Annotated in this window: 25 protein-coding genes; 16 read left to right on the top strand and 9 right to left on the bottom strand. The window is 64.1% G+C overall.

Going from position 1 to position 26,654, the window contains the following annotated elements:
- The 5 genes from gatA to AAC023_RS05045 form a co-directional block, all read left to right on the top strand.
- Nucleotides 1-1,278: Asp-tRNA(Asn)/Glu-tRNA(Gln) amidotransferase subunit GatA (gatA, locus tag AAC023_RS05025; protein WP_339738772.1), on the top strand; the 1,278-nt coding region annotated here is incomplete at its 5' end.
- Nucleotides 1,279-1,282: 4 nt separating this feature from the next.
- On the top strand, nucleotides 1,283-1,558 hold the full coding sequence (locus tag AAC023_RS05030) for a hypothetical protein (RefSeq protein ID WP_339738775.1): 276 nt from the start codon (nucleotides 1,283-1,285) through the stop codon (nucleotides 1,556-1,558).
- Nucleotides 1,555-1,833, top strand: coding sequence for a hypothetical protein (locus tag AAC023_RS05035; RefSeq protein WP_339738777.1), 279 nt, complete (start codon nucleotides 1,555-1,557; stop codon nucleotides 1,831-1,833). The genes AAC023_RS05030 and AAC023_RS05035 overlap by 4 nt, the downstream gene beginning before the upstream one ends.
- Nucleotides 1,834-1,914: 81 nt before the next feature.
- Nucleotides 1,915-3,408, top strand: a complete 1,494-nt coding sequence (gene gatB / locus AAC023_RS05040) for an Asp-tRNA(Asn)/Glu-tRNA(Gln) amidotransferase subunit GatB (RefSeq protein WP_339738779.1) — start codon at nucleotides 1,915-1,917, stop codon at nucleotides 3,406-3,408.
- 157 nt (nucleotides 3,409-3,565) lie between these two features.
- Nucleotides 3,566-4,936 carry a mechanosensitive ion channel domain-containing protein gene (locus tag AAC023_RS05045; RefSeq protein WP_339738781.1) on the top strand — a complete coding sequence of 457 codons (1,371 nt, stop codon included), beginning with the start codon at nucleotides 3,566-3,568 and terminating at the stop codon, nucleotides 4,934-4,936.
- A 64-nt stretch (nucleotides 4,937-5,000) separates the two neighbouring features.
- Here the strand turns inward: AAC023_RS05045 and AAC023_RS05050 are convergent, their stop codons facing one another.
- The gene (locus tag AAC023_RS05050) at nucleotides 5,001-5,906 is read right to left on the bottom strand and encodes a lipase family protein (protein ID WP_339738783.1); all 906 of its coding nucleotides are present in this window, start codon (nucleotides 5,904-5,906) and stop codon (nucleotides 5,001-5,003) included.
- A 165-nt stretch (nucleotides 5,907-6,071) separates the two neighbouring features.
- On the opposite strand from AAC023_RS05050, the gene AAC023_RS05055 reads away from it, so the two are divergent.
- Both AAC023_RS05055 and AAC023_RS05060 read left to right on the top strand, forming a co-directional pair.
- Entirely contained in the window at nucleotides 6,072-6,416 is a 345-nt protein-coding gene (locus AAC023_RS05055) for a metalloregulator ArsR/SmtB family transcription factor (protein WP_339738785.1), read from the top strand.
- 106 nt (nucleotides 6,417-6,522) lie between these two features.
- A complete protein-coding gene (locus AAC023_RS05060) occupies nucleotides 6,523-7,002 on the top strand; it encodes an SRPBCC domain-containing protein (RefSeq protein WP_339738787.1) in 480 nt (159 codons plus the stop codon).
- Nucleotides 7,003-7,045: 43 nt separating this feature from the next.
- Here the strand turns inward: AAC023_RS05060 and AAC023_RS05065 are convergent, their stop codons facing one another.
- Both AAC023_RS05065 and AAC023_RS05070 read right to left on the bottom strand, forming a co-directional pair.
- Nucleotides 7,046-8,065, bottom strand: a complete 1,020-nt coding sequence (locus AAC023_RS05065) for a lipase family protein (RefSeq protein ID WP_339738789.1) — start codon at nucleotides 8,063-8,065, stop codon at nucleotides 7,046-7,048.
- A gap of 42 nt (nucleotides 8,066-8,107) precedes the next feature.
- On the bottom strand, nucleotides 8,108-9,061 hold the full coding sequence (locus AAC023_RS05070) for a 2-oxoglutarate and iron-dependent oxygenase domain-containing protein (protein WP_339738791.1): 954 nt from the start codon (nucleotides 9,059-9,061) through the stop codon (nucleotides 8,108-8,110).
- Between the two features lie 173 nt (nucleotides 9,062-9,234).
- On the opposite strand from AAC023_RS05070, the gene AAC023_RS05075 reads away from it, so the two are divergent.
- The 3 genes from AAC023_RS05075 (at nucleotide 9,235) to AAC023_RS05085 (ending at nucleotide 12,059) form a co-directional block, all read left to right on the top strand.
- Nucleotides 9,235-9,960, top strand: a complete 726-nt coding sequence (locus AAC023_RS05075) for a glutathione S-transferase N-terminal domain-containing protein (protein WP_339738793.1) — start codon at nucleotides 9,235-9,237, stop codon at nucleotides 9,958-9,960.
- Nucleotides 9,961-10,057: 97 nt separating this feature from the next.
- Nucleotides 10,058-11,626 (top strand): hypothetical protein, encoded by a 1,569-nt coding sequence (locus AAC023_RS05080; RefSeq protein ID WP_339738795.1) that lies wholly within the window; start codon nucleotides 10,058-10,060, stop codon nucleotides 11,624-11,626.
- 160 nt (nucleotides 11,627-11,786) lie between these two features.
- Nucleotides 11,787-12,059, top strand: coding sequence for a hypothetical protein (locus AAC023_RS05085; protein ID WP_339738797.1), 273 nt, complete (start codon nucleotides 11,787-11,789; stop codon nucleotides 12,057-12,059).
- A gap of 157 nt (nucleotides 12,060-12,216) precedes the next feature.
- Here the strand turns inward: AAC023_RS05085 and AAC023_RS05090 are convergent, their stop codons facing one another.
- The gene (locus AAC023_RS05090) at nucleotides 12,217-12,945 is read right to left on the bottom strand and encodes a polysaccharide biosynthesis/export family protein (protein ID WP_339738799.1); all 729 of its coding nucleotides are present in this window, start codon (nucleotides 12,943-12,945) and stop codon (nucleotides 12,217-12,219) included.
- An 85-nt stretch (nucleotides 12,946-13,030) separates the two neighbouring features.
- Here AAC023_RS05090 and AAC023_RS05095 point away from each other — a divergent pair, with 85 nt between their 5' ends.
- The 3 genes from AAC023_RS05095 to AAC023_RS05105 all read left to right on the top strand — a co-directional run bounded on the left by AAC023_RS05095 (nucleotide 13,031) and on the right by AAC023_RS05105 (nucleotide 16,560).
- A complete protein-coding gene (locus AAC023_RS05095) occupies nucleotides 13,031-14,548 on the top strand; it encodes a Wzz/FepE/Etk N-terminal domain-containing protein (RefSeq protein ID WP_339738801.1) in 1,518 nt (505 codons plus the stop codon).
- Nucleotides 14,549-14,620: 72 nt separating this feature from the next.
- Nucleotides 14,621-15,250, top strand: a complete 630-nt coding sequence (locus AAC023_RS05100) for a hypothetical protein (RefSeq protein WP_339738803.1) — start codon at nucleotides 14,621-14,623, stop codon at nucleotides 15,248-15,250.
- The gene (locus tag AAC023_RS05105) at nucleotides 15,247-16,560 is read left to right on the top strand and encodes an O-antigen ligase (RefSeq protein WP_339738805.1); all 1,314 of its coding nucleotides are present in this window, start codon (nucleotides 15,247-15,249) and stop codon (nucleotides 16,558-16,560) included. Before AAC023_RS05100 ends, AAC023_RS05105 begins: the two co-directional genes overlap by 4 nt.
- 51 nt (nucleotides 16,561-16,611) lie before the next feature.
- Here AAC023_RS05105 and AAC023_RS05110 read toward each other — a convergent pair whose 3' ends face one another.
- From AAC023_RS05110 to AAC023_RS05125, 4 genes are read right to left on the bottom strand one after another with little or no spacing between them, the layout of a single operon-like run.
- Nucleotides 16,612-17,556 carry a glycosyltransferase family 2 protein gene (locus AAC023_RS05110; RefSeq protein WP_339738807.1) on the bottom strand — a complete coding sequence of 315 codons (945 nt, stop codon included), beginning with the start codon at nucleotides 17,554-17,556 and terminating at the stop codon, nucleotides 16,612-16,614.
- The gene (locus tag AAC023_RS05115) at nucleotides 17,553-18,320 is read right to left on the bottom strand and encodes a polysaccharide deacetylase family protein (RefSeq protein ID WP_339738809.1); all 768 of its coding nucleotides are present in this window, start codon (nucleotides 18,318-18,320) and stop codon (nucleotides 17,553-17,555) included. Before AAC023_RS05115 ends, AAC023_RS05110 begins: the two co-directional genes overlap by 4 nt.
- Complete coding sequence (locus tag AAC023_RS05120; RefSeq protein ID WP_339738811.1) at nucleotides 18,320-19,264, bottom strand: glycosyltransferase family 2 protein; 945 nt, start codon at nucleotides 19,262-19,264, stop codon at nucleotides 18,320-18,322. Before AAC023_RS05120 ends, AAC023_RS05115 begins: the two co-directional genes overlap by 1 nt.
- The gene (locus AAC023_RS05125; RefSeq protein ID WP_339738813.1) at nucleotides 19,261-20,718 is read right to left on the bottom strand and encodes a lipopolysaccharide biosynthesis protein; all 1,458 of its coding nucleotides are present in this window, start codon (nucleotides 20,716-20,718) and stop codon (nucleotides 19,261-19,263) included. The genes AAC023_RS05120 and AAC023_RS05125 overlap by 4 nt, the downstream gene beginning before the upstream one ends.
- A 163-nt stretch (nucleotides 20,719-20,881) precedes the next feature.
- On the opposite strand from AAC023_RS05125, the gene AAC023_RS05130 reads away from it, so the two are divergent.
- Entirely contained in the window at nucleotides 20,882-21,961 is a 1,080-nt protein-coding gene (locus tag AAC023_RS05130) for a GNAT family N-acetyltransferase (RefSeq protein WP_339738819.1), read from the top strand.
- Nucleotides 21,958-23,160, top strand: coding sequence for a cellulase family glycosylhydrolase (locus AAC023_RS05135; protein ID WP_339738821.1), 1,203 nt, complete (start codon nucleotides 21,958-21,960; stop codon nucleotides 23,158-23,160). The genes AAC023_RS05130 and AAC023_RS05135 overlap by 4 nt, the downstream gene beginning before the upstream one ends.
- Before the next feature lie 57 nt (nucleotides 23,161-23,217).
- Here AAC023_RS05135 and AAC023_RS05140 read toward each other — a convergent pair whose 3' ends face one another.
- Entirely contained in the window at nucleotides 23,218-24,699 is a 1,482-nt protein-coding gene (locus AAC023_RS05140) for an exopolysaccharide biosynthesis polyprenyl glycosylphosphotransferase (RefSeq protein WP_339738823.1), read from the bottom strand.
- A 239-nt stretch (nucleotides 24,700-24,938) separates the two neighbouring features.
- On the opposite strand from AAC023_RS05140, the gene AAC023_RS05145 reads away from it, so the two are divergent.
- Nucleotides 24,939-26,549 carry a SulP family inorganic anion transporter gene (locus AAC023_RS05145; protein WP_339738825.1) on the top strand — a complete coding sequence of 537 codons (1,611 nt, stop codon included), beginning with the start codon at nucleotides 24,939-24,941 and terminating at the stop codon, nucleotides 26,547-26,549.
- Nucleotides 26,550-26,654 lie beyond the last annotated feature (105 nt).

The raw sequence follows: 26,654 nt of genomic DNA on the forward strand, positions 1-26,654 counted from the left end.
GGCGAGGGCGGTCTCTTGGAAGGCGCGCCGCTGGCGATCAAGGATTTGTTCGCGGTCGAGGGCGTCTCGACGACGGCCTCCTCGAATATCCTCAGGGGTTTCAAACCGCCTTACGAATCCACCGTGACCCAGTCCTGGTGGGACAATGGCGGCGTCTTCCTGTGCAAGACCTCGATGGACGAATTTGCGATGGGCTCGTCGAACGAGACCTCCAATACCGGCCCGGTCAATAATCCCTGGAAGGGCGCCAAGGGCGAGACCCTGACCCCGGGCGGCTCCTCGGGCGGTTCGGCCACGGCGGTGGCGGCAGACCTCTGTTTTGGCGCCACGGGCACCGATACCGGCGGCTCGATTCGCCAGCCGGCCGCGTTTACCGGCACGGTCGGCGTGAAGGGCACTTATGGCCGCACCTCGCGCTGGGGTGCGATCGCCTTTGCCTCCTCGCTCGATCATCCCGGCCCCTTTGCCAAGACGGTCAAGGATGGCGCCATGCTGTTGCAGGCGATGTCGGGCCATGACCCAAAGGATTCGACCTCCCTGCCCAATGAAGTCCCCGATTTCGTCGCCGCCTGTGGCCGCTCGGTCAAGGGCCTGCGCATTGGCGTGCCGAAGGAATACCGCGTCGACGGCATGCCGGACGAAATCGAGAAGGCCTGGCAGCAGGGCATTGAATGGCTCAAGGCCGCCGGCTGCGAGATCGTCGACATCTCCCTGCCGCACACGAAATATGCCCTGCCGGCCTATTACATCGTTGCACCGGCGGAAGCCTCGTCCAATCTGGCCCGCTATGACGGCATGCGCTATGGCAACCGCGTCGAGGGCAAGGACCTGACCGAGACCTATGAGATGACCCGCGCGGCCGGTTTCGGCGCCGAGGTCCAGCGCCGCATCATGATCGGCACCTATGTGCTCTCGGCCGGATATTATGACGCCTATTATCTGCGCGCCCTCAAGGTGCGTACGCGCATCCTGCAGGATTTCGACGAGGCGTTTCAGATGGTCGATGCCATCCTGACGCCGTCGGCGCCGTCGGCGGCTTTCCCGCTGGGGTCGAAGTCGAATGATCCGATCGCGATGTATCTCAATGACGTCTTCACCGTGACCGCCAATCTGGCCGGTGTGCCCGCCATGTCGGTGCCCGCCGGGCTCGACAAGGATGGCCTGCCGCTGGGGCTGCAGATCATCACAAAGGCGCTCGACGAGGAGACGATGTTCACGGTCGGTGCCGCGCTCGAGGATGCCGCCGGCTTTACCGCCAAGCCGGCCAAGTGGTGGTAGGGCGATGAGCGAGAACACGCCCGTCGAGACACCGGAAGAAACGCCGGCAGCCCAGCCCAGGACTGTGATGGATCGCATCATGTTCGCGGTGATCGCCCTGATGTGCGCGATGTTTGGTCTGCCGATGGTCTATTCCAGCGGCACGGTGGTCGGTGCGATGTTTGCCGGGACGATGCCGAGCCTGTGGACCATCGCGCTGGCACCGATCGGGCTGGCGCTGGTCTATGCCGCAATCCGACTAACCATGGTGGCACTGATGCCGAACAAGCGCGCGTCATGAGCACTGTGCCGGCGCCTGCTGCGGTCAAGCTGATCCGCCCGGCGATCTATGCCGGCGTGCTGGTCTGTCTGATCGGCGCGGCGCTGGTGTCCGGCAAGCTGGATCTCGGCCTGCCACTGGTGGCCGAGATCATCGCGCTGGCGACGGGCGTGGCGATCCTGGTATTCGGCCTGCTGGCCTCGCTGTCCTGGCGCAGCGTGCAGGCGGCGATGGCGAATGAGGCGGCCGGATTGGCTCCGCTGCCCTGTGATGATGAAGACGACGAGGACGACTAGTTCGTCCGGACCTGAGACTATGGGCGATAATCCGGATGGCGCCGAGGCGCATCCGCGAAGGCTTGGAAGAGTGAGACCGACATGAGTGAACACACCTATCGCATCACCGGTTCGACCGGCGAGTGGGAAGTCGTGATGGGGCTTGAAGTCCATGCCCAGGTCGTTTCCAATTCGAAGCTGTTTTCCGGCGCCTCGACGGCCTTCGGCGCCGGGCCGAATACCCAGGTCTCGCTCGTCGACGCCGCGATGCCGGGCATGTTGCCGGTGATCAATCACGCCATTGTCGAACAGGCGGTGAAGACCGGGCTGGGCCTCAATGCGCAGATCAATCTCTTCTCGCGCTTCGACCGCAAGAATTATTTCTACCCCGATCTGCCGCAGGGTTATCAGATCTCGCAATTCGAATTCCCCATCGTCGGTGAGGGCGTGCTGGAGTGCGAACGCGATGATGGCTCGCGCTTCACGGTCGGGATCGAGCGCCTGCACCTGGAACAGGATGCCGGCAAGTCGATCCATGATCTCGACCCGAGCTCGACCTATGTCGATCTCAACCGCTCCGGCGTTGCGCTGATGGAGATCGTCTCCAAGCCGCATATCCGCACGCCGGAAGAGGCCTCGGCCTATGTCTCCAAGCTGCGCTCCATCCTGCGCTATCTGGGCACGTGTGGCGGCGATATGGAAAAGGGCCAGCTGCGCGCCGACGTCAATGTCTCGGTCTGCCGTCCCGGCGGCTATGAGAAATTCCGCCAGACCGATGATTTCAGCCATCTCGGCACGCGCTGCGAAATCAAGAACGTCAATTCCCTGCGCTTCATCCGCCAGGCGATCGAATTCGAGGCCCAGCGCCAGGTCGATCTGATCGAGGATGGCGGCACGGTGATCCAGCAGACGCGTCTGTTCGATGCCGGCACCGGCGAAACCCGCGCCATGCGCTCGAAGGAAGAGGCGCATGATTACCGCTACTTCCCCGATCCCGACCTGCTGCCGCTGGAGCTGAAACAGGACTGGGTCGACGAGATCCGCGCCAATCTGCCCGAATTGCCCGACGAGAAGCGTCACCGCCTCGTCACCGATCTCGGCCTGTCCGATTATGACGCCTCCGTGCTCGTCTCCGACAAGGACCGCGCCGATTATTTCGAGACCGTTGCCGAGGGCCGCGATGCCAAGCTGGCCTCCAGCTGGGTCAATAACGAGCTGTTCGGCCGCCTCAACAAGGAAGGCTTGTCGATCACCGAGAGCCCGGTCTCCGCGACCCAGCTCGGCCAGCTGATCGCGCTGATCAGTGACGACACCATCTCCGGCAAGATCGCCAAGGATGTGTTCGAGATCGTCTGGGATGAGGGCGGTGATCCGGCCGAAATCGTCGAAAAGCGCGGCATGAAACAGGTCACCGATACCGGCGCCATCGAAGCCGTCATCGACCAGCTCATCGCCGACAATCCCGACCAGGCCGCCCAGGTCAAGGAAAAGCCCAAGACGATGGGCTGGTTCGTCGGCCAGGTGATGAAAGCGATGCAGGGCAAGGCCAACCCGCAAGCGGTCAACGAGATCCTGGCGAAGAAGCTGCTGGGGTAATTCCCTCTCCCATGAGGAGAGGGTGCCCCCGGATCCAGCCTTCGGCCGGTCCGGGGCAGGCTCCGGGCGGGGGAGGCGGGCGATGTGGACATCAACGCGCTGGCACCGCCCCCGGCAATAATGCTATCGCTCTGGGAGTGAGCCTCGGGGACAGCAGATGATTCAGACACAGGACGATTCGGCCTTGGACGATCTGGTGCCGGTCGAGGTTCTGCAGGAGCATCTGCTCGCCGTCTGGCACTGGTTCATCCAGGCCATGCTCAATCTGGATGTCGCGCTGCAGATCGGACTGATCGCGGCGGCCATCATTCCGGCCTTGATGTTCGGGCCGCGATTGCGGCGGCTGGTCGAGCACCATACCGCGTCGCGTATCCGTACCGGTCTGGCGCGGCGCCTGCTGTCGGCGGCGCTGGCGCTGGCGACGCCGCTGGCCCTTCTGATGGTGCTGGCGGTTGTCCGCATCGTGCTGGGCAGTCTGGAGCGGCCCTATGGGCTGATCGATGCCGCGATGAGCCTGATGACCGCCTGGCTGGTGATCCGCGCCGTGACGCTGATCATCCGCTCGAAATTCTGGTCGAATGTCGCGTTTTATGTGATCTGGCCGATTGCCGCGCTCGACGTGTTCGGCCTGCTCGACGATGTCGTCATCCAATTGCAGGCCCTGGCGATCCCGCTGGGGGAGACCGCCGATGGCGCGCCGGTCGATCTGAGCCTGTTCGACATATTGCGCACCGTGATCTATTTCGCGGCCCTGTTCTGGCTCGCCTCGCTGGCCGGGCGCGCCGTCAATGCGCAGCTGGAGAAGGCTGAAGAGATCTCCCCGGCCTTCCGGGCCCTGATCGCCAAAGTGCTCGGCTTCGTGCTGCCGGTCGCAGCCCTGCTGATCGCGCTGCAGCTGACCGGTTTCAATATCGCCACGCTGGCGATCTTCTCCGGGGCGGTCGGTATCGGTGTCGGCCTCGGCCTGCAAAAGACCGTCGCCAACTTCGCCGCGGGTTTCACCCTGCTGGCCGACAAATCGATCAAGCCGGGCGATGCGCTCGAGATTGACGGCACATTCGGCTGGGTCACCGAGATGCAGTCGCGCTATGTCTCGATCCGCACCCGCGACGGCACGGAAATGCTGATTCCCAATGAGCGCTTCATCGTCGAGGGTGTCATCAACTGGTCGAAATCCGACCGCGCCGTGCGCGTGCACGCCCCGTTTGGCGTCAGCTATGCGACCGAGGATGTCGAACTGGTGCAGCGTGTCGCCATCGAGGCGGCGCAGAGCGTCGAGCGGGTGATCGCTGACAAGACGCCGGTCTGCAATCTGATGGCCTATGGTGCCAGCTCGGTCGATTTCGACTTGCGTTTCTGGATCACCGATCCGGAAAACGGGCTGTCCAATATCCGTAGCGCCGTCAATGTCGCGCTGTGGAAGGCCTTCAAGGCCCATGGCATTGAATTCCCCTTCCCGCAGCTGGATATCCATGTGAAGGAATTGCCGCGCAGCCGGACCGGTGCCCGGATCGCGTCTCCCGAATAGGCAAAAAAGGGGCGTGGCCATAGTTTGCCCACGCCCGTCAGTTCAGGGGTTTCCCGTTGGCAGCTCAGCTGCCGCAAATACAGGTCTGGTAGCGGCCTGACGCGTGGTGGGCAGCGGCGATCTTGGCAAAGTCACCATCCCACAGGGCTTGCTTGATGGCCGCCAGCGCGTCGGCCTCGGCCTGCTCGCCATATTCGACCGCGCAATTGGGCCCGAGATAGCGCAGCACGCCCATTGGCACGTAATCATTGCGGAACCAGCTCGCCTGCAGGGCTTCGGTGAGGACCAGATTCTCGCCCTTGCGATCGCGCCGTTCGGCGGCAGCCAGTATGGCGAAACTCGGCCACCAGGGCAGGAAGGGCACGATGTCGAATTCATTCTGGTAGCGCACCGTGAAGGGGCGCAGGCCGAGCGCGTCGTAATTGGTCTGGAAAGTGCGATCACAGGTTAGCGGCGCGGCATAGCAGCAAACCTCGACCAGCAGTCCCGGCCGGGCTGACTTGATCAGCGAAGCGGCCAGCGATGTCATCGCGGCGCCCTTGGAATGGCCGGTGACGAGAATGCCCTTCTTGCCACTCATGTCGATCGCGTTCAGCGCCGCGCTCGCCGCCGGCCAGATCGAGAGCATCCCGTCGGAAAACCCGGTCTCCACCTGACCGAACTTGCTGCCATTGATGAACCAGTCGGTCGGACCGGCCTTGAAGTCCTGCATCCAGTCATCCACCCAGGCCCAGAAATCGCCGGTAAAGGGCGGCAGCGTGCCGCGCAAGGCCAGCACCACCCAGCCATCATGGGTCTCGGCGACGAAACCGGCATTGATCTGGTGCACACCGTCGACAAATACGGTCGGCGTGCTGCCCGGCTGCAGGCCGAGCGCCTGGAGATTGGCGTCCTTGATGTCGAGCTTGCCATTCTTGATCGCATAGCAGGCGATCGAGGCGTTGAGCAGGCGGCATTCGAGCGTGGCCATGGCGTTTCTCCCCGAGATGATGCGGACAGCGTGCCACAATCGGGGCGTGCCGGGCGTGGCCACCATCACGTTTCGGTCGAATTCCGGCCGGGCAGGGTGGATTTACTTAGGTGAATTTATAAGTTTTAGCTTGACGGTCGGCGCCTCCCCAAATTACATAGGAATATGCCTAACCATTCAGCCGATCTCGACAACACATTTCGTGCCCTGGCCGACCCGACCCGCCGGGCGGTGATTGCGCGCCTGATCCACGGTCCGGCCTCGGTCTCCGAGCTGGCCGAGCCCTTCGACATGGCGATGCCCTCCCTGATGCAGCATTTGCGTGTGCTCGAGGATGGCGGGCTGATCCGGTCTGCCAAGCATGGGCGGGTGCGTACCTGCCATATCGAGCCGGTGCAGTTGCAGCGCGCCCAGGACTGGATCGCCAGCCAGCGCGCGCTGTGGGAAAGCCGCCTCGGCCGGCTGGATGAATACCTCAAGACGGCCCACAGCGACGGGGACGTGCCCTGAGGGCGGCCGGACAGCGACCCGCAGTCAAACCGGCGGCCGATCCGTCGCCAGGGAATTTCATCAACACACCCGCCAGGCACTTCGCCCGGCTGAAGGGAGAACCGCCATGACTGACAGCACGGCACTGCACGAGACTTTCACCCTGACCCGCACGCTAGCTGCCCCGGTCCCGGCCGTCTATCGCGCCTGGGCCGACCCGAAGGCCCGCGCCGTCTGGAATGCGCCGGTGCCGGGGGTCGAGATCGCCTATGATGCCGATGATTTCCGTGTCTGCGGCGTCGACCGCGTGCGCTATATCGAGCCGGATGGTGCAGTGTTCAACGCACACCTGACCTATCACGACATCGTCACTGATCAGCGCATTCTCTACTCCGAAACCCTGTCCTGCGAGGGCGAACCGCTTTCGGCGGCGCTGGTGACGGCTCAGTTCTTCGACGATACGGCCGGCTGCAGGCTGGTCGTGACGGTGCAGATGGTCGCGCTCAACGGGTCCGGCATGGAAGTCGGCTATCATGAGGGTTGGAACGCCGTGCTGGACTGCCTGCCGCTCTGGCTGGCCAGAGAAAGCGCCGGAGGTGTGGCGTAAGCGATCACGCACGCGCGGGCGGCAGGGGCGACGAGGGCGCGGCTCAGTCGGTCTCTTCCCCGCCTTCGTCATCGTCCGGGCTCAGCGCGGTGAGATAGCGCTGGGAACCGCTATGGGCGTCGATCATTTCGCGGAAACGCATTTTGACGACGGCATTGATGACTGCGTCCCAGGCCGCGCGCTCGGCCTGGTCATCGTCCTGGATGCGGCCATCCTCCTCATGCAGGAAGTGCAGGCGGCCGAACTGGCGATAGGGCCATTCGGGCAGGGCCTTGATCGCGTCCTCGACCAGCATCAGTTTCTTGGCCTCGTCGAGCCGCTTCTCACCGTCCAGCCATTCGCGGATCAGCGGGCCGCCTGGCAGATAGGGCACCGGATCGAGCGCGTTCTGGAACCGGTCGGTGCGTGCCAGCAGGCCATCCTTGTCATAGCAGTCGATGAAATCCTGGTCGGCGGTCATCGGCGCGGCGAAACTGCACACCTCGATGCGGCGGTCGGGATATTGCTCGCGGATCAGGGTCGCGCCGAGACAGGCCATCGCCCCGCCCTTGGAATGGCCGGTAATGCGGATGGCGCTGGCCGAACCGGCATTGAGCGTCTCCAGGGTCTCGAGCAGGTCCCGGGCCAGGCTTGAGACGGCAATCCCGAAGGCGCTGGCCACCTGGCCGTATTCACGCTCACCGACCGTCCAGGGCATCGGCACGGTCTGGGCGTCGTGCAGCCAGTCGGCAGCCCAGCGCCAGAAAATCATGTCCTCCGGCGGCAGGGTACCGCGAAACGTCACCAGCAGGCCGTCATCATCGGTGCGGCAGACGAAGCCGGCATGCACATCATGAATGCCGCTGACGAAAACCAGCGGACGGGTGCCTTTCTGCATGCCGGCCGCCTCGAGCAGGGGCAGGCCGGAGCCGAGCCGGCGGTCCGAGATCATATAGGCCGCATTGCAGGCATGGATCAGCCGCCGCGGCCAGGGATTGCCGCCGAGCGCGCCCAGCACCGGGTCGATCAGCTCGCTGGCCGCACTCTTGATGTCATCGAGGATCGGACTGTCGGACGGCGGCATGGGCGGGGCGGACTCGCGGTGTCAGAGGGGCAGGGCGCAGGGCTAGAGCAGGCCAATCTCGCGCAGGCGCTGATTAAGGAAATCATTGGCGCGCATGGCCTGCGGATATTTGTCGGGGTGCTCCGCCGTGGCGCAGCCGGGCAGGGTCTCGATCATATAGTCCGGCCGGTAGTGCAGGAAGAAGGGCATGGAATAGCGTGAATGCCCCGTGCGGGCGCCGACCGGATTGATGACGCGGTGCTGGGTCGAGGGCAAAAGGTCATTGGTCGAGCGCGCCAGCATATCGCCCATATTGACGACGAGGCAGCCGGCGGGCGGGTTCATGTCGATCCATTCGCCTGAACGCGTCTTGACCTGAAGGCCCGGCTCCTCGGCCCCGAGCAGCAGGGTGATGGTATTGATGTCGCCATGGGCCTCGGCGCGGATCGAGCCACCCGGATCGCCGGCGACGGGCGGGTAGTGCAGCAGGCGCATCACCGAATTGCCGTCCTTGACGGTGTCGTCGAAGAAGTCAGCCGCGAGGCCGAGATCGAGCGCGATGGCGCTCAGCACGCGCCGGCCGAGCGCATCGAAATCTTGATAGAGGCCGTGGACGCTCTCCTTCCAGCCTTCGATCTCCGCGGGAATGAGATTGGGCGCCATATCGGCTTCGTATTTATGCCCCGCTGGCAGATCGCGGCCGACATGCCAGAACTCCTTCAGATCGACATGCTTGGCGTCCTTGGCGATCTCCTTGCCGAAGGGGGTATAGCCACGCGCGCCGCCGCCGCCGGGGATGAAATATTGCTGCTTTACAGCCTCGGGCAGCGCAAAGAACTGCGCCGCCTTGGTATAGGCGCGATCGATCCGGGCCGGGTCGAGGGCATGATCGGAGATGGCGGCGAAGCCGAACTCGCGGAAGCTGCGCCCCAGCTCATTGGCGAAGCCTTGCGGATCGCTGGCCTGGCGAGCCATGGAGACGGGGGCGAAGCGGGAGAGGATTTCTTTGGCTGGCATGAGGTGCGGACCTGTTCTGGTGTGGTGACGGGAATAAGGCCTTGCTGGCCGCCTGCCAAGCGGTGAGCGGGAAATGACGCACCCGTGATCAGGCCTGCGCTTGTTTCAACCGCCGTCCACCCCATTTGCGCTCAACAGGGATGGCCTGCCATACATCATGACGGAGACGCTTCATGTCCGCACCGATCGAACTCTATTACTGGCCCACACCCAATGGCTGGAAAATTTCCATTGCGCTGGAGGAGATGGGCCTGGCCTATGTGGTCAAGCCGGTGAATATCGGTGCCGGTGAGCAATTCGAGCCGGACTTCCTCAGGATCAGCCCCAATAACCGCATGCCCGCCATCATCGATCCGGACGGCCCTGACGGCGAGCCGATCGCGATTTTCGAGAGCGGTGCCATCCTGCAATATCTCGGCCGCAAATCGGGCGAGTTCTATCCCGCCGACCCGCGCGCCCGCGCTGCGGTCGAGCAATGGCTGTTCTGGCAGATGGGCGGACTGGGCCCGATGGCCGGGCAGGCGCACCATTTCCGCACCTATGCCAAGGCGGTCGAGCCTGATGAGAGCAAGCTGGAATACGGCAAGAACCGCTACACCAATGAGGTCAACCGTCTCTACGGCGTGCTTGAGCGCGCCCTGTCGGACGGGCGCGACTATATCGCCGGTGAATATTCCATCGCCGATATGGCGATCTGGCCGTGGATCCTGCCGGAAGGCCAGGGCCAGGACCTCGCTGATTTCCCGCGCCTGTCGGCCTGGATGGATCGCGTCGGTGCGCGACCGGCGGTCAAGGCGGGACGGGCGCTTGGCACGGAGTTGCGCCGGCCGCTCGACGAGGACAGCGCCGAAGGCAAGAAAGCGCGTGACCTGTTATTTGGCCAGAAGGCGCGCGTGTGAGGCTGAAGTGGCGCGCGGATTCGCCTTGCACGCGTAAGGGCTTGCGTCAGCACGCAGGAGGCTGAATGCTGAGGCGGGGAAGCAAGGGGGCAGGCCCATGGCTGACGTCTCTGGCGCAGCGCAAACCGACACGTCCGCAACCGGGACCCGGCCCCGTCACGGGCTGACCGGCGCTGAATCGGCGCGACTGGCAGCGACCGATGCCTGCCGTGCGGAAACCTGTTCGCCTTGGGATGCCTCGCTGCCCGGCCAGATCGCCTGGCTGCTCTGGCGCGCCGTGTTCAAGGGCTTCCGCCCTGTCTGGCTGATGGCCTCGCTGGCAGTGACGGTCTGGTTCGGCGCCCATGTCGTGATCGAGAGCGGCGGTATCGCCGCAATCACGCGCACCCGGCCCGATCTTGAAACCCGGATCCAGTCAGCGCTGGCGGCCTCTGTGCCCGAGGGGGGCGATGCGCGCGCTTACTGGATCGCGCGTCTTTCGGATGCGCTCGATGGCGATGCCCGCCGGCGCGCCGATCTCGATCGTTTCCGGGCCTGGGCGGTGATCGGGCCCGATCTGATCGGGCGCGAAAAGCTGGCGCTCGAACATCTGGCCGGGCCCGGCGGTTCCGAGCGCCTCAATGCCCGCCTGACAGCTGCCCCGCCCTGGGTGCGCCATGACCGGCTGACGCGCGCGTATGAAGAACTGGTCGGCCGTGAGGCGGCGCAGCGGCTGGACCCGCCGCAATTGATCTTCGCGCCGCAAGACTTGCTGGCACGCCAGGCTGCGGCGCAATTCCACTGGTCTATTGCCGAACACAGCGCCAATGCCTTCTTCAGTGGCCGCCGCAATGGCCAGTTCGAACTGACCATGGTGCCTGGCCTCGTGGTGGGCGGTGGCCGCGATACCCGGCTCTATGGCGGTGTGCGCCAGCTCTTCATGCAGGCCTGTGCCCAGACACCGCAATTGCAGGGCTGTGAGACCGGCATTGTCCCGCCGCAGGATTTCGACCCGGTCCGTTATGCGCTGGCGGCCCTGGAAGCGGGCCTGGTGCAGCTCAACCTGCCGGCCAGCGCCGTCCATGACGGTGCCGAGATTTTGCAGGCTGCCCGTGAATCCGGCCGCTTGCAGCCACAGCTCGAGGCGCAATTGCGCGGCTGGGTCGAGACGGTCCTGCCGCCATCCGAAATTTTCGCCGCGGTGCAGCGCTCGCAATTGCGGGCGGACTTTGCCTTTTCCGCGCCGACCCAGGCGAGTGCCTCCCTGGCCGGACAGCTGCAACGCCGCTCCGGTGCCGAGGCCGCGGCGCTCTCGCGCTTGCTCGACGATCTCGCGCGTATCCGCCGTGCCTCGTCGGTGATGACAGCGATCCGCGTCGTCTCCTCGATCAGCGAACTTAACCAAGCTGACTATCTCGTGCGGATTTCCAATACCGCCGGCGACCGGCTTCTTTCACTGCATCTGGCACTGGGAGACGGGGTGTATCAATTGCTCGATTCCCCGGCAGACCGCCCCCGGCCAAGCGCGCGGTCGGTCAATCTGGCCTATGCTGGACTACTCTCTGCGGCGATTATCGTGTTTCTGACGATCTTGCGGCTGGTCAATACCCCGGAAGTCAGGCGGGCGAGTCGCCTGACAGCGCTGGATGCCCGGCTATCGCGTTTATTCCTTGGTAGGAAAACCTAACCGATTTAAAGGCTTATGGCGTATTTTTCCTGATTTCTCTTAACCTTAAAGCAATTCTCTTTGCGCAGGATTGGTCTCGTTCGAAAGGCATTCGGACAGGATGGTGGCGCGGATGACAGATCCAAAGGATCGCATCCGCCGGTGTTACAGGGGAATGATCATGGCGTTTACCGACGTTGAAACTGCGCAAGTGCATGAAGCCGTTACCAGCGATCCGACAGGCGAAGATCTGTGCAAGCTGGGCATTCTGTACTCAACGGGCCAGGGCGGCGAAGTCGATTATGTCGAAGCCCATAAATGGTTCAATCTCGCGGCCCTGATGGGGTCCGAGCCGGCGAAGTATTATCGCCAGGAAATTTCCGACCAGATGTCGACGATGGAAGTCGCCAGCGCGCAACGTGCCGCTCGCGAATGGCTCTCCACACGCCACTAGTCATGCCACCAGACTGTCTGAAGGTCAGCGGATGATGCATCCGCTGACTGCCCTGACAGTGTGCGCTCTGGCAGTGGACCGGCGTGCGACATTCCCGTGAGGTGCGGGGCAAGGCCGGGTTTCGGGGCAGGTGGCTCCGAACGGGGGCTACAGGCGATCAGTTATTATTGATCGCATTGGCGATGGCATAGGACATGGCCTGGTCGAGCGGCAGGATCGAATTCACATACTGCTCGATGAAGACATTGATCTCGGCCACTGTGGTCCGGGGGACGAAAACGATATCATTGCGGCGCAGCTGCAGCGCGTCGGCACCATCGCGTCCGCGCAAGGCATCGCGAAGATTGACGGTGCGCAGCATCAGCCCGCCGCCGGCTCCGCGCCGCAGGATGGCAACCTGGCGTGAAGCCGTGTCGCGGAAACCACCGGCCAGCATCACTGCCTCAAGCGCCCCGATCGGGCTGGGCAGGGCGATCAGGCCCGGAGAATTGACCTCACCACCAACAATGATGTTCTGCGGCCCGAGCGTGGCACGGCGAACCTCCACAATGGGCGAGACCAGGACATTGCGCGCATAGGCGTCGGCAATGACGGAGGCAATCTCGTAATCGGTTTTGTTGGCCACCATGACATTCGCCAGAAGCGGCAGATTGATGCGCCCGTCCGGCCCGATCTCGGCCGTGCTCGACAATTCCGGCGCCGAATGCACGGTGACATCGACGCTGTCACCCGGAAAGAAGCGATATTCAGGATCGGTGTCCTGCCAGGCGAGGAAGTGTTGCCCGCCCCATTGTGCCGCTTCGGCCTCGGGTGCAGGGCTGGAACTGGCACAGGCACCAAGCCCGAATGAAGCCGCAAGGCACAGGCCCAGACTGATCGCGCGCATGATAATTCCTCGAATTCGTTGACGGGATGATTTCAGACCCGTTTGGATAAGAAAAAATTAAGCGCGACGAGGCCTTTATGGAGTCATGACTCGCGATCAAGATAACGCCGGCCCGAATGAGGGCCGGGTGACCGGACTTGGCTCCGGCACCCGGGGCGATCTCGATCTGTTCGATGTGATTGCCCTGGCATGGTCGGAGAAGGGTTTTATCGCCCTGATTTTCGCGGTCCTGTTTGCCATTGGCGTCGCGTTTTCGCTCACCATGCTCAAGCCGAGTTATGAGGCGCATTCCAGCCTGATGATTCTGCAGGATGATAATCCGACCCCCGCCACGGCGGGTTCCGGCGATGCTTTCACGCTCGCCCAGGTGATGCAGTCGGAAAGCCAATTGCTCAGCTCGGCGACGGTTTTGCGGCGTGCCCTGGCTGAGATCGGGCCGGATGTTGTGCTGGGCGAGGCGGTGACCGGGGATGCCGCGACCTCAGCACTGAAGACGATGTCCAATTCCTTCTCCCTGTCACGCGAACCCAATTCAACGGCGATCAATGCCAGCTACACGGCCGGCACCGCAGAGCGCTCGGCCCTGGTGTTGAACGCCATTATCGACGCCTATCTGGATTATCGCGAGGAAGTCCTGATCGAGACCGGTGTGCTCGGCCTGTCTGTCCGGCGCGAGCAGGCCAATGCCGCGGTCGAGGCTGCCCAGGCCGCACGGGACCGTTTCCTGCTCGACCATGACTTGTCGAATTTCGAGATCGAACAACAGACGACAGATGCGCTCGTGGGCAATCTGACCGACCGCGTCAATACGTCGAGCGCCAATCATGACTCAGCGCGTGCCGGCGCAGAGGCGATCCGGGAGCGTTTGCGCAGTGTCCCGGAAAGCATCGAGCTCTACGTCGAAAACGGCGTCGATGCGGTCCTGCTGGATCGGCAGTCGGAGCGGGCGCGCCTGCTGGCGCGCTACCAGGCCGGCGCTCCGGCCGTGGTTGCGCTCGACCGTGAGATTGCGGCCATCGAGACGTTTCTCGCCAGCGGCGCATCCGATGGGCGAGGCCAGAGCCGGACCGGTCCCAATCCCGTCAGGCAATCGCTTGAGACTGATCTGGCGACCCGCGAAGCCAACGCCCGCGCCGAAGCCTCCATGCTCGCCGCGCTGGAGCAGCAATTGCGCGTCAATCGCGATGAAGCCGCGCGTCTGCGCCGGCTTGAGCCGGAATTCACCCGGCTGGAACAAAATGTAGTCGCTGCCGAGGAAGCGGCGGCGATCGTGGCCGGCCAGGAAGCGACTGCTTCGGCCCGTCGTTCCTCGACACTGGGCGGCGCCGATGCGGTGCGCCTGATCGATCGCGCCATGCCGCCGTTACAGGCCAAGTCGATGAAGAAGCTTGGCTTCATAGCCTCCTTTGTGCTCGCGGGCGGGGTGGCGCTCTTCTCCGGGCTGATGCGCGGTTACTGGCGCGTCTATATTGCCGCAGGCGGCGTGCCGGCGACAATCGCCAGCGCCGAGCCCGTGCCCGAACCGGTCGCGGCCTGGAATCCGGCCAATGATCTGCCCGCCGATATCCCCATTCTCGCGCGCGTGGCCGAACGCACAGCGTAAGCGGTGCGTTAACTCTGTTGGCGGCAAGCTGATCCGACGTCCCGTCGAATCACGCCAGATGCGAACCCGTTGATGAATTTGACCGCCGAATTGTCCCAGCTGATCGATCAGCTTGAACCGATCGCCCGCCCGGGTGGGCATGGCCGTGCGCTGATGGTGATGGGCTCGCGCCCCGGTGCGGGCGCGTCGACAGTCGCGCGCGAACTGGCGCGGTTGGCCGCCTTGCGCTCGCAGCGCGGAGTCTGGCTTTACGATCTCGATTTCTCCGGCAATGCACAATCGCGGGCCGCCCGCGTCCAGGGACCGGTCTTCGATGCAGCGCTGGGACGCGAGCCTTTCTGGGCGCTCCAGACCGTTACGGGCCGGGCCCGCATCGTGGCGCGTCAATCGGTGGTGCCCAATCTTTTTGTGACGGAAATGCAGAGCGATCCCGGTGCCGTCGAGCGCGTCGGCCTGCGCGCCGCGCCCGATTACTGGGCGGCGATACGCGAATCGATTGATCTGGCGATCATCGATGCACCGAGCCAGTCGACTGCACCGCTCAATCTGGCAGCCGATCTCGATGGGGTGATCCTGGTGGCCGATGCGCGCGATCCCAATGGTGCCGGGCTGCAGGCGCGGCGCGCCGCGATCGAGGCGAGGGGCGGTGTCGTCGCCGGCCTGATCCTCAACCGGACGGAACGCATCCAGAGCGCAGCATGAGCCCGATCGCCGCCCGTGAACCGCTTTTCCTCAGCGTGCTCCGGCACGCGCCCGGATTGCGCTCGGTGCGGTTTGTCGAGGCCGGTTTCACGGTTCTCGGGCTTTTTCTCTTTTCCCAGGCGCTGATAGGTCCGCTATTCGCGCCTTCGGGGAGCGAGGAGACCTCCGTCATTCTGCGGCTGATGTGGCTGCCGGTCTATGCGGTTACCATCGTGCTGATGCTGGCCCGGCCGGGGGCGATGCTTCGAACCCTGAGTGGCAATCTCCTGCTTATCCTGCTGATCGGCCTGATGGCCATGTCTGTGATGTGGTCGGTGGCGCCGGACACGACGATACGGCGCGCCTTTGCGCTGGCGATGAGCTCGTGTTTCGGCCTCTGGATGGCGTCGCGCTGGAGTTGGCGCGAGCTGATCCTGTTGATCGCCTCAACCTTTGTATTGCTCGGACTTTCCAGCGCTTTGCTGGCGATCGCACTTCCCTCCATGGGGGTTGATCACGCGGTCCATGCCGGGGCGTGGAAAGGTGTGTTCTGGGAGAAGAATACGCTCGGCGCCGTGATGGCCTGGGGTGCAGTCAGCGGCTATGCCGCCAGCCGGGTCGATCCAAAACACTGGCTGTTCTGGATGGGCTGCGCGGTGATGTGCATCGCCCTCGTCCTGCTTTCGACCTCGAAGACGGCCTTGCTGTCCTGCCTGCTGGGAACCGGGATCGCTATCGGGATAGCACTGTGCCGCCGCGGCTTTGGTTTTGCCTCCCTGATGATGTTTCTCGGACTGACCGGTGGCATCACGATCGCGACGATCATGCTGGTGGCACCGGTCGAGGCGCTGCAGGCGCTGGGCCGCGATGCGACCCTGACCGGGCGGACCGATATCTGGGGTGTCCTGATCGAGGAAATCCGCACCGTGCCCTGGACCGGTTATGGCTATATGGCATTCTGGACGGCGGAGAACGGGCCGGTTTTCTGGGTCCGGCAGGCGACGAACTGGGATGTGCCGACGGCCCATAACGGCTGGATCGAGATCGCGCTGGCGATCGGTTTTCCCGGCGTCGCCCTGACGGCTCTGGTCTATCTGCAGGCCTTCAAGCGCGGCGTCGGCCGCCTTTTCCGCGGGCCGGAAACCTATTGGGCGCTGGCCTTTATCGCCATGATCCTGCTGGTCTCCATCAGCGAGAGCAATCTGGTGCACCAGAACTCGCTCGGCTGGGTCCTGTTCGTCGCGACCTCGGCCAAGCTGGCCGAACGCCGGGCGCGGCCTGCGCGAACATCTCCTGACCTTGCCGGCGGCTCTGGCCCGGTTGCCCGCTAGACTGTTTTCGCGATCGGCGCGCGCACGGGGCGGGCCAGGTTGGAGGCGTGATCAGGCAGCAGCGCTGCCGGGATCCTGCGCCGCGGCGGCATTGGTCTGGCCATAGAATTTCGGTTCCAGACCGCTGAACCAGAACACTTTTCCGGCTCCCTGTACGGCCTTGTCGAGGGCTTTGACCGCCAGCGGGCGGCGCACGGGAAGGCTGAGCAGGGCGAGCGGTGCGAAGAGAAGCATCTGGGCCAGACCGACGGCCATCCAGAAGGCAATTCCGGCATGGTCCACGTGCTGGGCCCGGGCGCAGTTTTGTGTGGCACCCTGGCCGAAGGCGAAGCTGCGCGAGAGCAGGTGTCGCCAATTGGTGCGTGCTGCGCCAACCACTTCGACCGCCTTGGCCCGGGCCGACCAGCCAAAGCGTGCCCCCTGTGCCGCCAGAAGGGCAAAGAAGGCGTCATCTTCGCCGCCGGTCTGATTGAGCGTGGTGTCGAAGGGATGGTCGGGCAATTCGAAGGCGTCGCGATCGACCAGCGAGTTGCCACTGCCCCAGGCTTCGTCCAGCAGGGAGTCGGCGGCGGGCCCGGCGCGCGAATACAGGCGCATGCCCAGCTGGCCACGCAGGCTGTCCGGTTGCTCGATTTCGGCACGCAAGGGGCCGAACACCACATCGGCGTCGAGCGTCTGAACTGATTCCAGCAAGGCGGCGAGCCAGTCAACACTGGCGATTTCATCATCATCGAGGAAGGCGAGATAGCGTCCGCTAGCGGCCGCGAATCCCGCATTGCGGGCATTTGACACCCCCGGCTGTGGCTCGTGGACATAGACGACCGGGCAGCGCGCAACCGCGCTGGCATTGGCGGCGATGCAACGCGCTGAAGCCTCCGGCGAGTTGTCGACGATGATGATTTCATCGGGCCGGTGCGATTGCGCCAGCACGCTCTGAAGCGCCAGACGCAAACCGTCAGGACGGCGAAATGTTGGAATCATCACCGAAACGCTCATTTGGACTCTCCAATTTCTGCCATCGCCGCGGCAATAGTCAGGACGCGCGCACCGCTGCGCTCGACCGCAGCGCAAACCTGTTCGAGCTGGGCGGGGGTACAGCCCCACTTGGTCGGCACGTCCTGCACGTCATGCAGGTAAAAGATCAGCCAGCCGGGGTGTTCCACCAGGGTCTCGGCGGCATCCACCGCGCGGGCGATCCCGGCCTCACCGCCATCGACCGGAATCGATTTGAGCAGGCTGCGATCGCTGGTGCCGCGATTGATCGCGGCATGCACACCGCGCATCGAGCTGAAGCGGGTCGCCAGCAAGCGTTTGGCTGCAGGCGTCGCTTCACCATAGGGATAGGCAAAGCTCTCGAGCTCACCCTCAAAACCGAGCTCGCGAAGCGCTTTCCGATTGCGGTCGATATCGGCCAGCATCTCGCCGGCGCTGATCTGGGAGCCGTCGAGATGGCTATGGGTATGGCAGCCGATCTCATGACCGGCAGCATCAAGCCGCTGCAGATCGCCGGCCTCGAACATGGCGCCGTGATGGCTCTGCGTCCCTGCATAGCCGGCCGAGGCGTAATAGGTGCCGCGCCAGCCATGATCTTCCAGTATTTTCGCACCACTCAAGGCCGCAGATCTGGGAAAATCGTCGAAGGTAAAGCTGACGATCGCGTGGTCGAGATTGACGCTGAGCGGAGCCCGCGCCGCGAGCCGGGCCCAGCGCCGGCTCAACTTGGAGATCAGACCTCCACCAGGATTATAGGCGGTGTCCATCAGATCGCCTCCGCGGCCCAGCTGGCGCGCCAGAGTTTCAATGCCGCCGAGCGCAGCCGCACGGGCAGGCCCTGGCTGCTGGCCAGCCGCGCCCACAGACCGCGCAGCAGGCCCTGGAAGGGGATCGCGCCGAGGGTGCGGGCCGCACGGGCGCCGGGCAGGACGGCCAGATGCGGGTGTTTCTCCAGCAGGCGGGCATAATTGACGGCGCCGTCGCGGAATTTCTGCAACAGGGAATCGGTGGTCTGCAGGCCGGTATGGCGGGCGGGGTTGTCGAAATGGATCAGCTCATGCGTGCGCGCGGCGCGCACGGCCCAGTCGACATCCTCAAAGCCCCAGCCGGTGAAGCCGGTATCAAAGGGCACGCCGCGCATCACGCTGGCGCGAACCAGAAGATTGCTCGAGCAATAGGCGGTCGGTCCAATCAGTGTCCGGGCGGCGGCATTCTTTTCGTCGCTGGTACGGGCCAGGACCGCGTGCAGTTGATAACGCCGGTCATCAGGCTCGGCGGTCTCATACCCGCCGAAGGCCGCGTCGAAATCATCGTGCCCGATCCGCTCGAGACAGGCGTCGAGAAAGCCGTCATTGCCTGGCTGCATGTCGGCGTCGAGATAGAGCAGCCAGCGGCCGCGCGCCTCGCGGGCGAGCAGATTGCGTCCCGCCGAACGGCCAATATTCTGCGCTGCGGTCAACAGCCGCGCCGGCGCGCTCAAAGCCCGGACGGTGCGCGAAACGGCTTCATTGAGACCCGGATCGGGACAGCCATCGTCGAGCAGCAGGATCTCGATATCACGGCGCACACCGATCAGCGGGTTGAGCGCGGCGGCGAGCGCCGTCGGATCATCACGATAGAAGGGCACCAGGATGGACAGTGTCGTCCGGTTGGCACCCTGCCAGGCGGTATTGGCCAATTCGGCAAATTGCGGCTGTGATGTTTGCATCATGATTGCGCTCCCGCCGGTTTAATCAGTGCACGTGCATCGGCCAGCCAGCTGCGGCAGTCCGCGATATTGAGGGCCAGCGCGCTGGCGACATAAACGAGCGCGCCGGTCATGGCCTGGGCAGCAAGCATCAACCATGCCGACTCGATGGCGGGCAGGGTCCAGACCGCAACGGCCATCAGCCCGGTCGCCGCGGCAGCGCGGATCCAGTCATTCCAGGGCAGGGGAAGCGGGAAGTATTTCCGGCCCAGCCAGGCACACACCAGCAGAGAGAGAAAATAGGCGATGACCGTCGCGGCGGCGGCACCGGCGATTCCGAAGATCGGGATGAAGACCAGGTTGAGGCCGAGATTGAGCACGGCCGCGCCGGCCATGATCACAGCCATGCTGGTGGTCCGGCGTTTCAGGGTGAAGGCCTCGTGGAAATAATAGGTCATCATCCCCTTCATCAGCCCCGACAGGGCGATCCAGGGCAGGATGACGGCGGCCTGTTCTCGCAGGTTTTCGCCGATGATGATCGTGGTGAGCGGCACCGCGACCAGTGCCAGGCCGGCGGCAGCCGGGAAGGCGATCAGGGCCATCAGCCCGGCGGCGCGGCCGGCGACCTCGCGCGCCGCTTCCGGGCCCTGGCTTTCCAGCGCCTTGATCGTCAGCGGCCAGACAGCCGCGCCAAACCAGATGAAGATGATATCGAGCAGACGGTCGGCCAGGCCGTAACCGGCGGCATACATGCCCACCGCGCCCTGGCCCAGAAAGGCGGCGATCAGGAAACGGTCCCCGACCGAGAGCAATTGTTCAAACACCAGCGAGGCGGAAACCGGCGCGCCGAACTTGGCATAGGCCCGGGCGCGTACCATCTGGCGGCGGCCCCTGGCCGCGCGGCGCAGCATGACGGGCAGGTCCACAATGAGCGCAACACCGCTGCCGATCGCCAGGCCCATGAAGATGCCGGCAGCGCCCAGGTCGGTGGTGAAGATGATCCCGACCCCGACGATGAAGCCAAGCATGAGTGAACCGGCCTCGAGCGCCGAATAGCGCGTCACCTCACCGGCGGCGCGATGGGTGACGAGACCGATTTGCAGCAGGGCTCGCAAGAGCAATGAGATCGCCGCGAAGGCGAGGGCGGTTTTCAGCCGGGCATCGAAGGGCAGGACCAGCAGGGCAATGACCATCAGCGCCGCACCGGCCAGGGCCAGCAGCAGGAAGAGGCCATAGGCGGTTGCCAGGTGATCGCCGAGGCGGCGCCGTGCTTCGGCGCGGGCATGGAAACGGGCAATCGCCGCTTCCAGCCAGGTGAAGCTCGCCATATGAAACAGGGAGAGCGCCGCCAGCGCCAGCGCGTATTGGCCGTAATCATCAGCCGACAGCAGACGCGTGAAAACCGCCACGCCGCCAAAGCCGACAATGACCTGTGTCAACTGTACGGGAAGATATCCCAGAAGATGCCGTCCAAGCATGAAACGCTCCGCTCGCCTGTGAAGCGAACACTGCAAGATGAGTGCCGCGTGTAAGGGGATTGCCGGGGCCGTCGCTCGCGTTCACCCTGCGATAAGGCCTCGTGCGCTATCAAGGCGGCGGGGACGGCCCGGTTGGGCCGGAAGTATAAGCGGAATCAAGCCTATGGATGTTGGATCAAAACGACCCAGTGAATTATCGGACGCCGAGAAACAGGCCTGGCGCGCCTTCGTCGCTGCCGACCCCGCGCTCGCCAGCCCCTATTTCGCCCTCGAATTCGCCGAGTGCTGCCAGGAGGCCCGCGATGATACGCGTGTGCTGGTGATCCGCAGGGGCGGGCAGATCATCGGATTCCTGCCGCTGCACACGGGCAAGCTGGGGTATGCGCGGCCGCTGGCCGGCCCGATGGGCGATGTCCAGGGCGTGATCACCGAGCCGGACGTCGAGGTCGATCTGCATGAGGTTCTGCACAAGGCCGGGCTGCCGCTCTTTGCTTTCCATGCCGGATTGTCGAGCCAGAAGCCCTTTCGCGACCATGCCGATGAGACAGTCGCCTCCTGGATGCTGGATCTGTCAGAAGGCTATGAGGCCTGGGAGACGCGCCGGGGTCAGGTCGATTCCAAGGCCATGCGGACCCTGCGCGGCCGCCGCCGCAAGCTCGGTGAGCTCGAGCGTGGCCATCGCTATGTGATGGAGGAAACCAGCGAGGCGGCCTTCGACCGCATGCTCGAATGGAAGGGCCAGCAATACGCCGCGACCAATGTCTTCAACGTCTTTTCCGTGGCCTGGACCCGCGATCTGCTCAAGGCCGTGCTGCGCCGCAAGGGCGAGTTTTTCTCCGGTTCCTGTTCCTCGCTCTATGTCGGCGATGAGCTGGTCTCGGTGCATATCGGGATGGAGAGCGACCGGCTCTCGCATTACTGGTTCCCCGCCTATCACGCCGATTATGCCAAGCTCAGCGCCGGTGTCCTGCTGCTGACCGAGGCGGCGCGCGCCGCTGCGGCCAAGGGGCATGTCGCGCTCGAACTCGGGCCCGGCGATTTCCAGTTCAAGCGCGATCTGTCGAGCTATCAGATCGGTCTGGCGCGCGGCTGCATCGCCAATCCGTCGCTGCTGCTCGCGACGCGCAATGCCGGCCGGGCGCTGACCCGGACGGTCGAGACGGCGCCGCTGGGCCCCGTCAGGCAGTGGCCGGGCAAGCTGATGCGCAAGATCGATCGCCTCAGCGGATTTTACGCGCTGTGACCGGCCCGAACCGCCGATCTGTCATCGCTGCGGCCGGCCTCGCCTCGCTGGGCCTGACCGGCTGCGCCCGGGCCCAGACCAGCCGGCTGGAATTATGGAATAACGCAACCGGCCCGCACTTGCGCGGCGCGGTACTGGCCCAGCGCCGGGTCTTTCCCGAGCTCGACGGGACAGAATTCCTCGGCTCCGGCGCCGTGGGTGTCCCGGTGACTGATACGGCCTTGCAGGCACTCGCCGCCAGCGGTGCCAATCTGGTCGTGCTGTCCCATCCCGGCACGGTTGCGGAGTGGGCGCCCTATATGCCCGATCTGGCGGTCGAGGATCATCTCAATGATCTGGTGCGCCGCTGCGAGCTCGCCGGGCTTTATGTCGTGATCGGTTTTCGAACCGGGCCGGGGCGCAGCGAATTTACCTTCCATCGCGAGTCCGCGGACAGCTGGTTTCCCGCTTCGATGATCAATGATGATGTCTGGACATCGCGCGAAGCCCAGGACGGCTGGGACATGATGTGGCGCCGCACCGCCGAGCGCTTCCGTGCCCGCGCCAATGTTGCCGGCTATCTCTTGATGGTCGAGCCCAATGCCAACCAGGCGGCGCCGGGACCCGATGGCGGCGATCTCGATCAATGGGATCCGGCCCTCTTGGCCGAACAGGTCGCAGGAACGCCGGCCGACTGGCCAGCCCTGGCCCGGCGTCTGTCTGCCGTGATCCGCGAACACGACACCGAGACCCCGATCCTGATCAATCCCGATGGTTTCGGGCATAGCCGTTTTGCCGGCCTGCTCGACCTGAATTCGGCGCCGGGCATTGTGCTGGCGTTGCATGATTACAGCCCCCGCGGCTACACGCACCAGGCCCGGGGCGCCGGGATCGATTTTGAACTCGGCGAGGCGGAGTTTATACCGCCGGATGCGGCGCGCTGGATGATGGGTGAGTTTGGTGTCGCACGCTGGGCGCCGCAGGCGGCGCGTTATCTGCGCCGGCGGGTCAATTCCCTGGAACGCGCGGGTGCCGGCTGGGCGATCTTTCGCTGGGATAGTGGCTGGCGGGTCTATGAAGACCGCGAGAACATGTTCAACCCGGTCTATGGTGCCGATCCCGACGCTGTCACCCCGCCCGGCGATGCGCCCATGCTGATAGCGCTGCAGGATCTGTGGCGCCGCAACCGGATGCATCCGCAATCCCTGCTGCGCCGCTAGCGCTCAAGCGGGATATGAAACGCTCCGCCCCGGCCTGCCGGGAGGCGGGACACGGCGCTAGCGAATATTGATCTTGTCGCCGAGCAGCGCAGGCAGGGTGCGCAGCATGATCATCAGGTCGAACCAGAAATCGGCGCGTGCGATATACTCGACATCCCAGCGAATGCGTTCGCGGGCGGCCTCAGGCGAATGCAGCGGTCCACGCGAGCCATTGATCTGGGCCCAGCCGGTTATGCCCGGCTTGACGCGGTGGCGATGGGCATATTCGGCCACCAGTTTGGAAGTCTCTGTTCCGCCCGTCCGCATGCCGGGTGCGTGCGGGCGCGGGCCGACCAGCGACATCTCGCCGCTCAGCACATTCCACAATTGCGGCAATTCATCCAGGCTGGTGCGGCGCAGGAAACCGCCCAGCCGCGTAACGCGTGGATCGTCAAACTCGACCTGACGCACAGCCTGCGAGGCCCGCTCGGGCGAGTGCCGCATCGAGCGGAATTTATAGACGGTGATCATGCGCCCATTGAAGCCTTCGCGCTGCTGGCGGAAAATCGCCGGGCCCGGGCTTCCCAGTCGCACCGCAGCACCGATGATGAGCATGAGCGGCAGCAGGGCTATGAACATGGCCGAGCCGAAGACCAGATCCTGCAGACGCTTGGCGATGAGATGACCGATGCGTTCCTCAACCCCGCTCATGCGCGCCGCCTGGACGCCGACAACATCTTCGAGACTGGTGGTGTCGGGATCGAAATGCTCAAGATCGAGCAGCAGACAAACCGGTTGCGGCAGGGCACGCAGTTTGCCGAGCAGAATGCGCACGCGCTCTTCGGCCCTGGGCGTGACGGTCAGGATGATGCGGTCGACATCGGGCAGGGTGCCCCATTTGAACAGGTCATCGGTATCGCCCAGATAGGGCGCGCCCGCGAGTTGTGACGGGCTGCGCGCCTTGCGGTCGTCGAAAATGCCGACGACATTGACGGTGCCGGACCCCATGTTGGCGGCGATCAGCTTGCGGGCATTCGCCGTCGCGCCAACAAGAACGACATTGCGCGCCAAGCGGCCTGCCTTGGCCCAGTGCTCGATGAAGCCGGCATAGATGATGTGCAAAAGCGTGACCGCAGAGGTCGCCGTGATGGCAAAGCCCGCCACCAGCTCGACGGCGCGCGGTGCGGTCAGATGGGCGAGGCCGATGATCAGGGCGCCGCTCAACCCGGCGGCGATGAAAGCGGTCAGGACGCGATAGATCACGATCCCGCGCGGATCGACCTGGTAGAGCTTGAACATGACAAGCAGGGCGGGCGTCAGCGCGGCAAAGGCGGCCAGCGGCAGTAACTCGCCGGAGGGTACCTGGGTGATGGCCCCCCCAGCCACGGCAAAGGCACCCGCCGTGCTGATGATGGCGATCGCAAGAATATCGATCGTCTGCATCAGATGACCCAGCGCCTTGCGATTGACACGGTGTTGCGGCGCCCGGGCCCGGGCGCGCATCTGGGCGCGGGTGAGGGCGGCCGCATCGGCCATTGCCGGGCGGGTGCCGTCGGTCATGTCATTGGCGGGGCCGCTCTGCGGCTGACGTCGTGAATTGGAGTATTCCAAGGCCTAACCCCTTATCCGAAGCGATCAGGCTAGGGCATTGAACACAATATTCCGTTGAGAAGCGTAGTTAGCAAAGTCTTGACGCGCCGGGTCGGTGGATTTTGCCACTGGCCTTTTGCTGCGTCGCAGCATAGAAGCCCGGTCTGGCCAGCGCGCGGTGGCGCGCCGACACCGAATGGATACATCTGATGAACCGATCTCCCCTCGCCGTGTTCGCGGAACGCGTGGCTGCAACCGTTCTCAATCGCGGTGCAGGCCCGGACCTCAATCCAACACGCATCCGGATCGAGCTTCTGGCGGGTCTGACGGTTGCACTGGCGCTGGTCCCTGAAGCGGTGGCCTTCGCCTTCGTCGCCGGTGTGCCGCCCCTGGCCGGTCTCTATGCTGCCTTCATTGTTGGTCTTATCACGGCAGTCTTCGGGGGCCGTCCCGGCATGATTTCCGGTGCGACCGGCGCGCTCGCCGTGGTGATCGTCCATCTGGTGGCAACACACGGTATTGAATATCTGTTCGCCACGGTGGTGCTGATGGGGATCATCCAGGTCACCGCCGGCGTATTGCGCCTGGGCAAGTTCATCCGCATGGTGCCGCACCCGGTCATGCTCGGTTTCGTCAACGGCCTGGCGATCGTGATTTTCCTCGCCCAGCTCGATCAGTTCAAGATCATCAATGAAACCGGCGAGCATGTGTGGATGACGGGCATGCCCCTCATCCTCACCCTCGGCCTTGTGGTGCTGACGATGTGCATCATCCAATTCTGGCCGAAAATCTCCAAATCCATTCCGGCTCCCCTGGTCGCGATCGGTATCGTCGCCGCCCTGGTGATCGGCTTCAATATTCCGGTGCAGCGGGTCGGCGATCTCGCCTCGATTGCCGGCGGGCTGCCCAATTTCCATATCCCGGAAATGCCGCTCAATCTGGAATCGCTCCAGGTTATCCTGCCCTATGCCTTCATTCTCGCGGCGATCGGTCTGATCGAGAGCCTGCTGACACTCAATCTGGTTGGCGAGATTACCGGCCAGCGTGGCGGTGCCTCGCGCGAATGCGTCGCCCAGGGCGCGGCCAATATCGTCACCGGTTTCTTCGGGGGCATGGGCGGCTGCGCCATGATCGGCCAGTCGATGATCAATGTGAAATCGGGCGGACGGCTGCGCATGTCCGGTATTGCGGCCTCGCTCTTCCTGCTGGCTTTCATCCTGTTTGGCTCCGGCCTGATCGAACAGATCCCGCTCGCCGCCCTGGTCGGCGTCATGTTCATGGTCGTGATCGGAACCTTTGCCTGGCAGAGCATTATGGTGTTGCGGCGGATCCCGCGAAATGATGCCTTCATCATCCTGCTGGTCACCGGCGTGACCGTGTATAGCGATCTCGCCATTGCCGTGATCGTCGGCGTGATCGTCTCGGCGCTCTTTTATGCCTGGAACGCCGCCTCGCGCATTCACGCCGTCACCGAAATCAATGACGCGGGCGCCAAAGTTTACAAGGTCGAGGGGCCGCTCTTTTTCGGTTCGGCCACCGGCTTCATGGAACTCTTCGACATCAAGGGCGACCCGCAGCGTGTGGTCGTCGACTTCAATGAATCGCGCATTGTCGACCAGTCGGCGCTGCAGGCGATCGAGGATCTCGCGGCCAAGTATGACGCCGCCGGCAAGCAGCTGGAATTGCGCCATCTCAGCCATGACTGCCACCAGCTGCTGACCAAGGCCGGCCAGTTGATGGTCGACGCCGATGATGATCCGGAATACGCGCTGGCGGTGGATTATCAGGTCCGTCTGGGCCGTATGGGCGGCGCCCACTGACAGGGCGCAGGTTCGGGCCACGGCGGCACGGCCTGACGTTACAAAACCGTTAGTTTGTCGCTTTGGCCGCGTCGCTCTACTCTCCCCCAAAATCTTTGGACTCAT

The organism is uncultured Maricaulis sp. (genome assembly GCF_963976135.1).
GTDB lineage: Bacteria > Pseudomonadota > Alphaproteobacteria > Caulobacterales > Maricaulaceae > Maricaulis.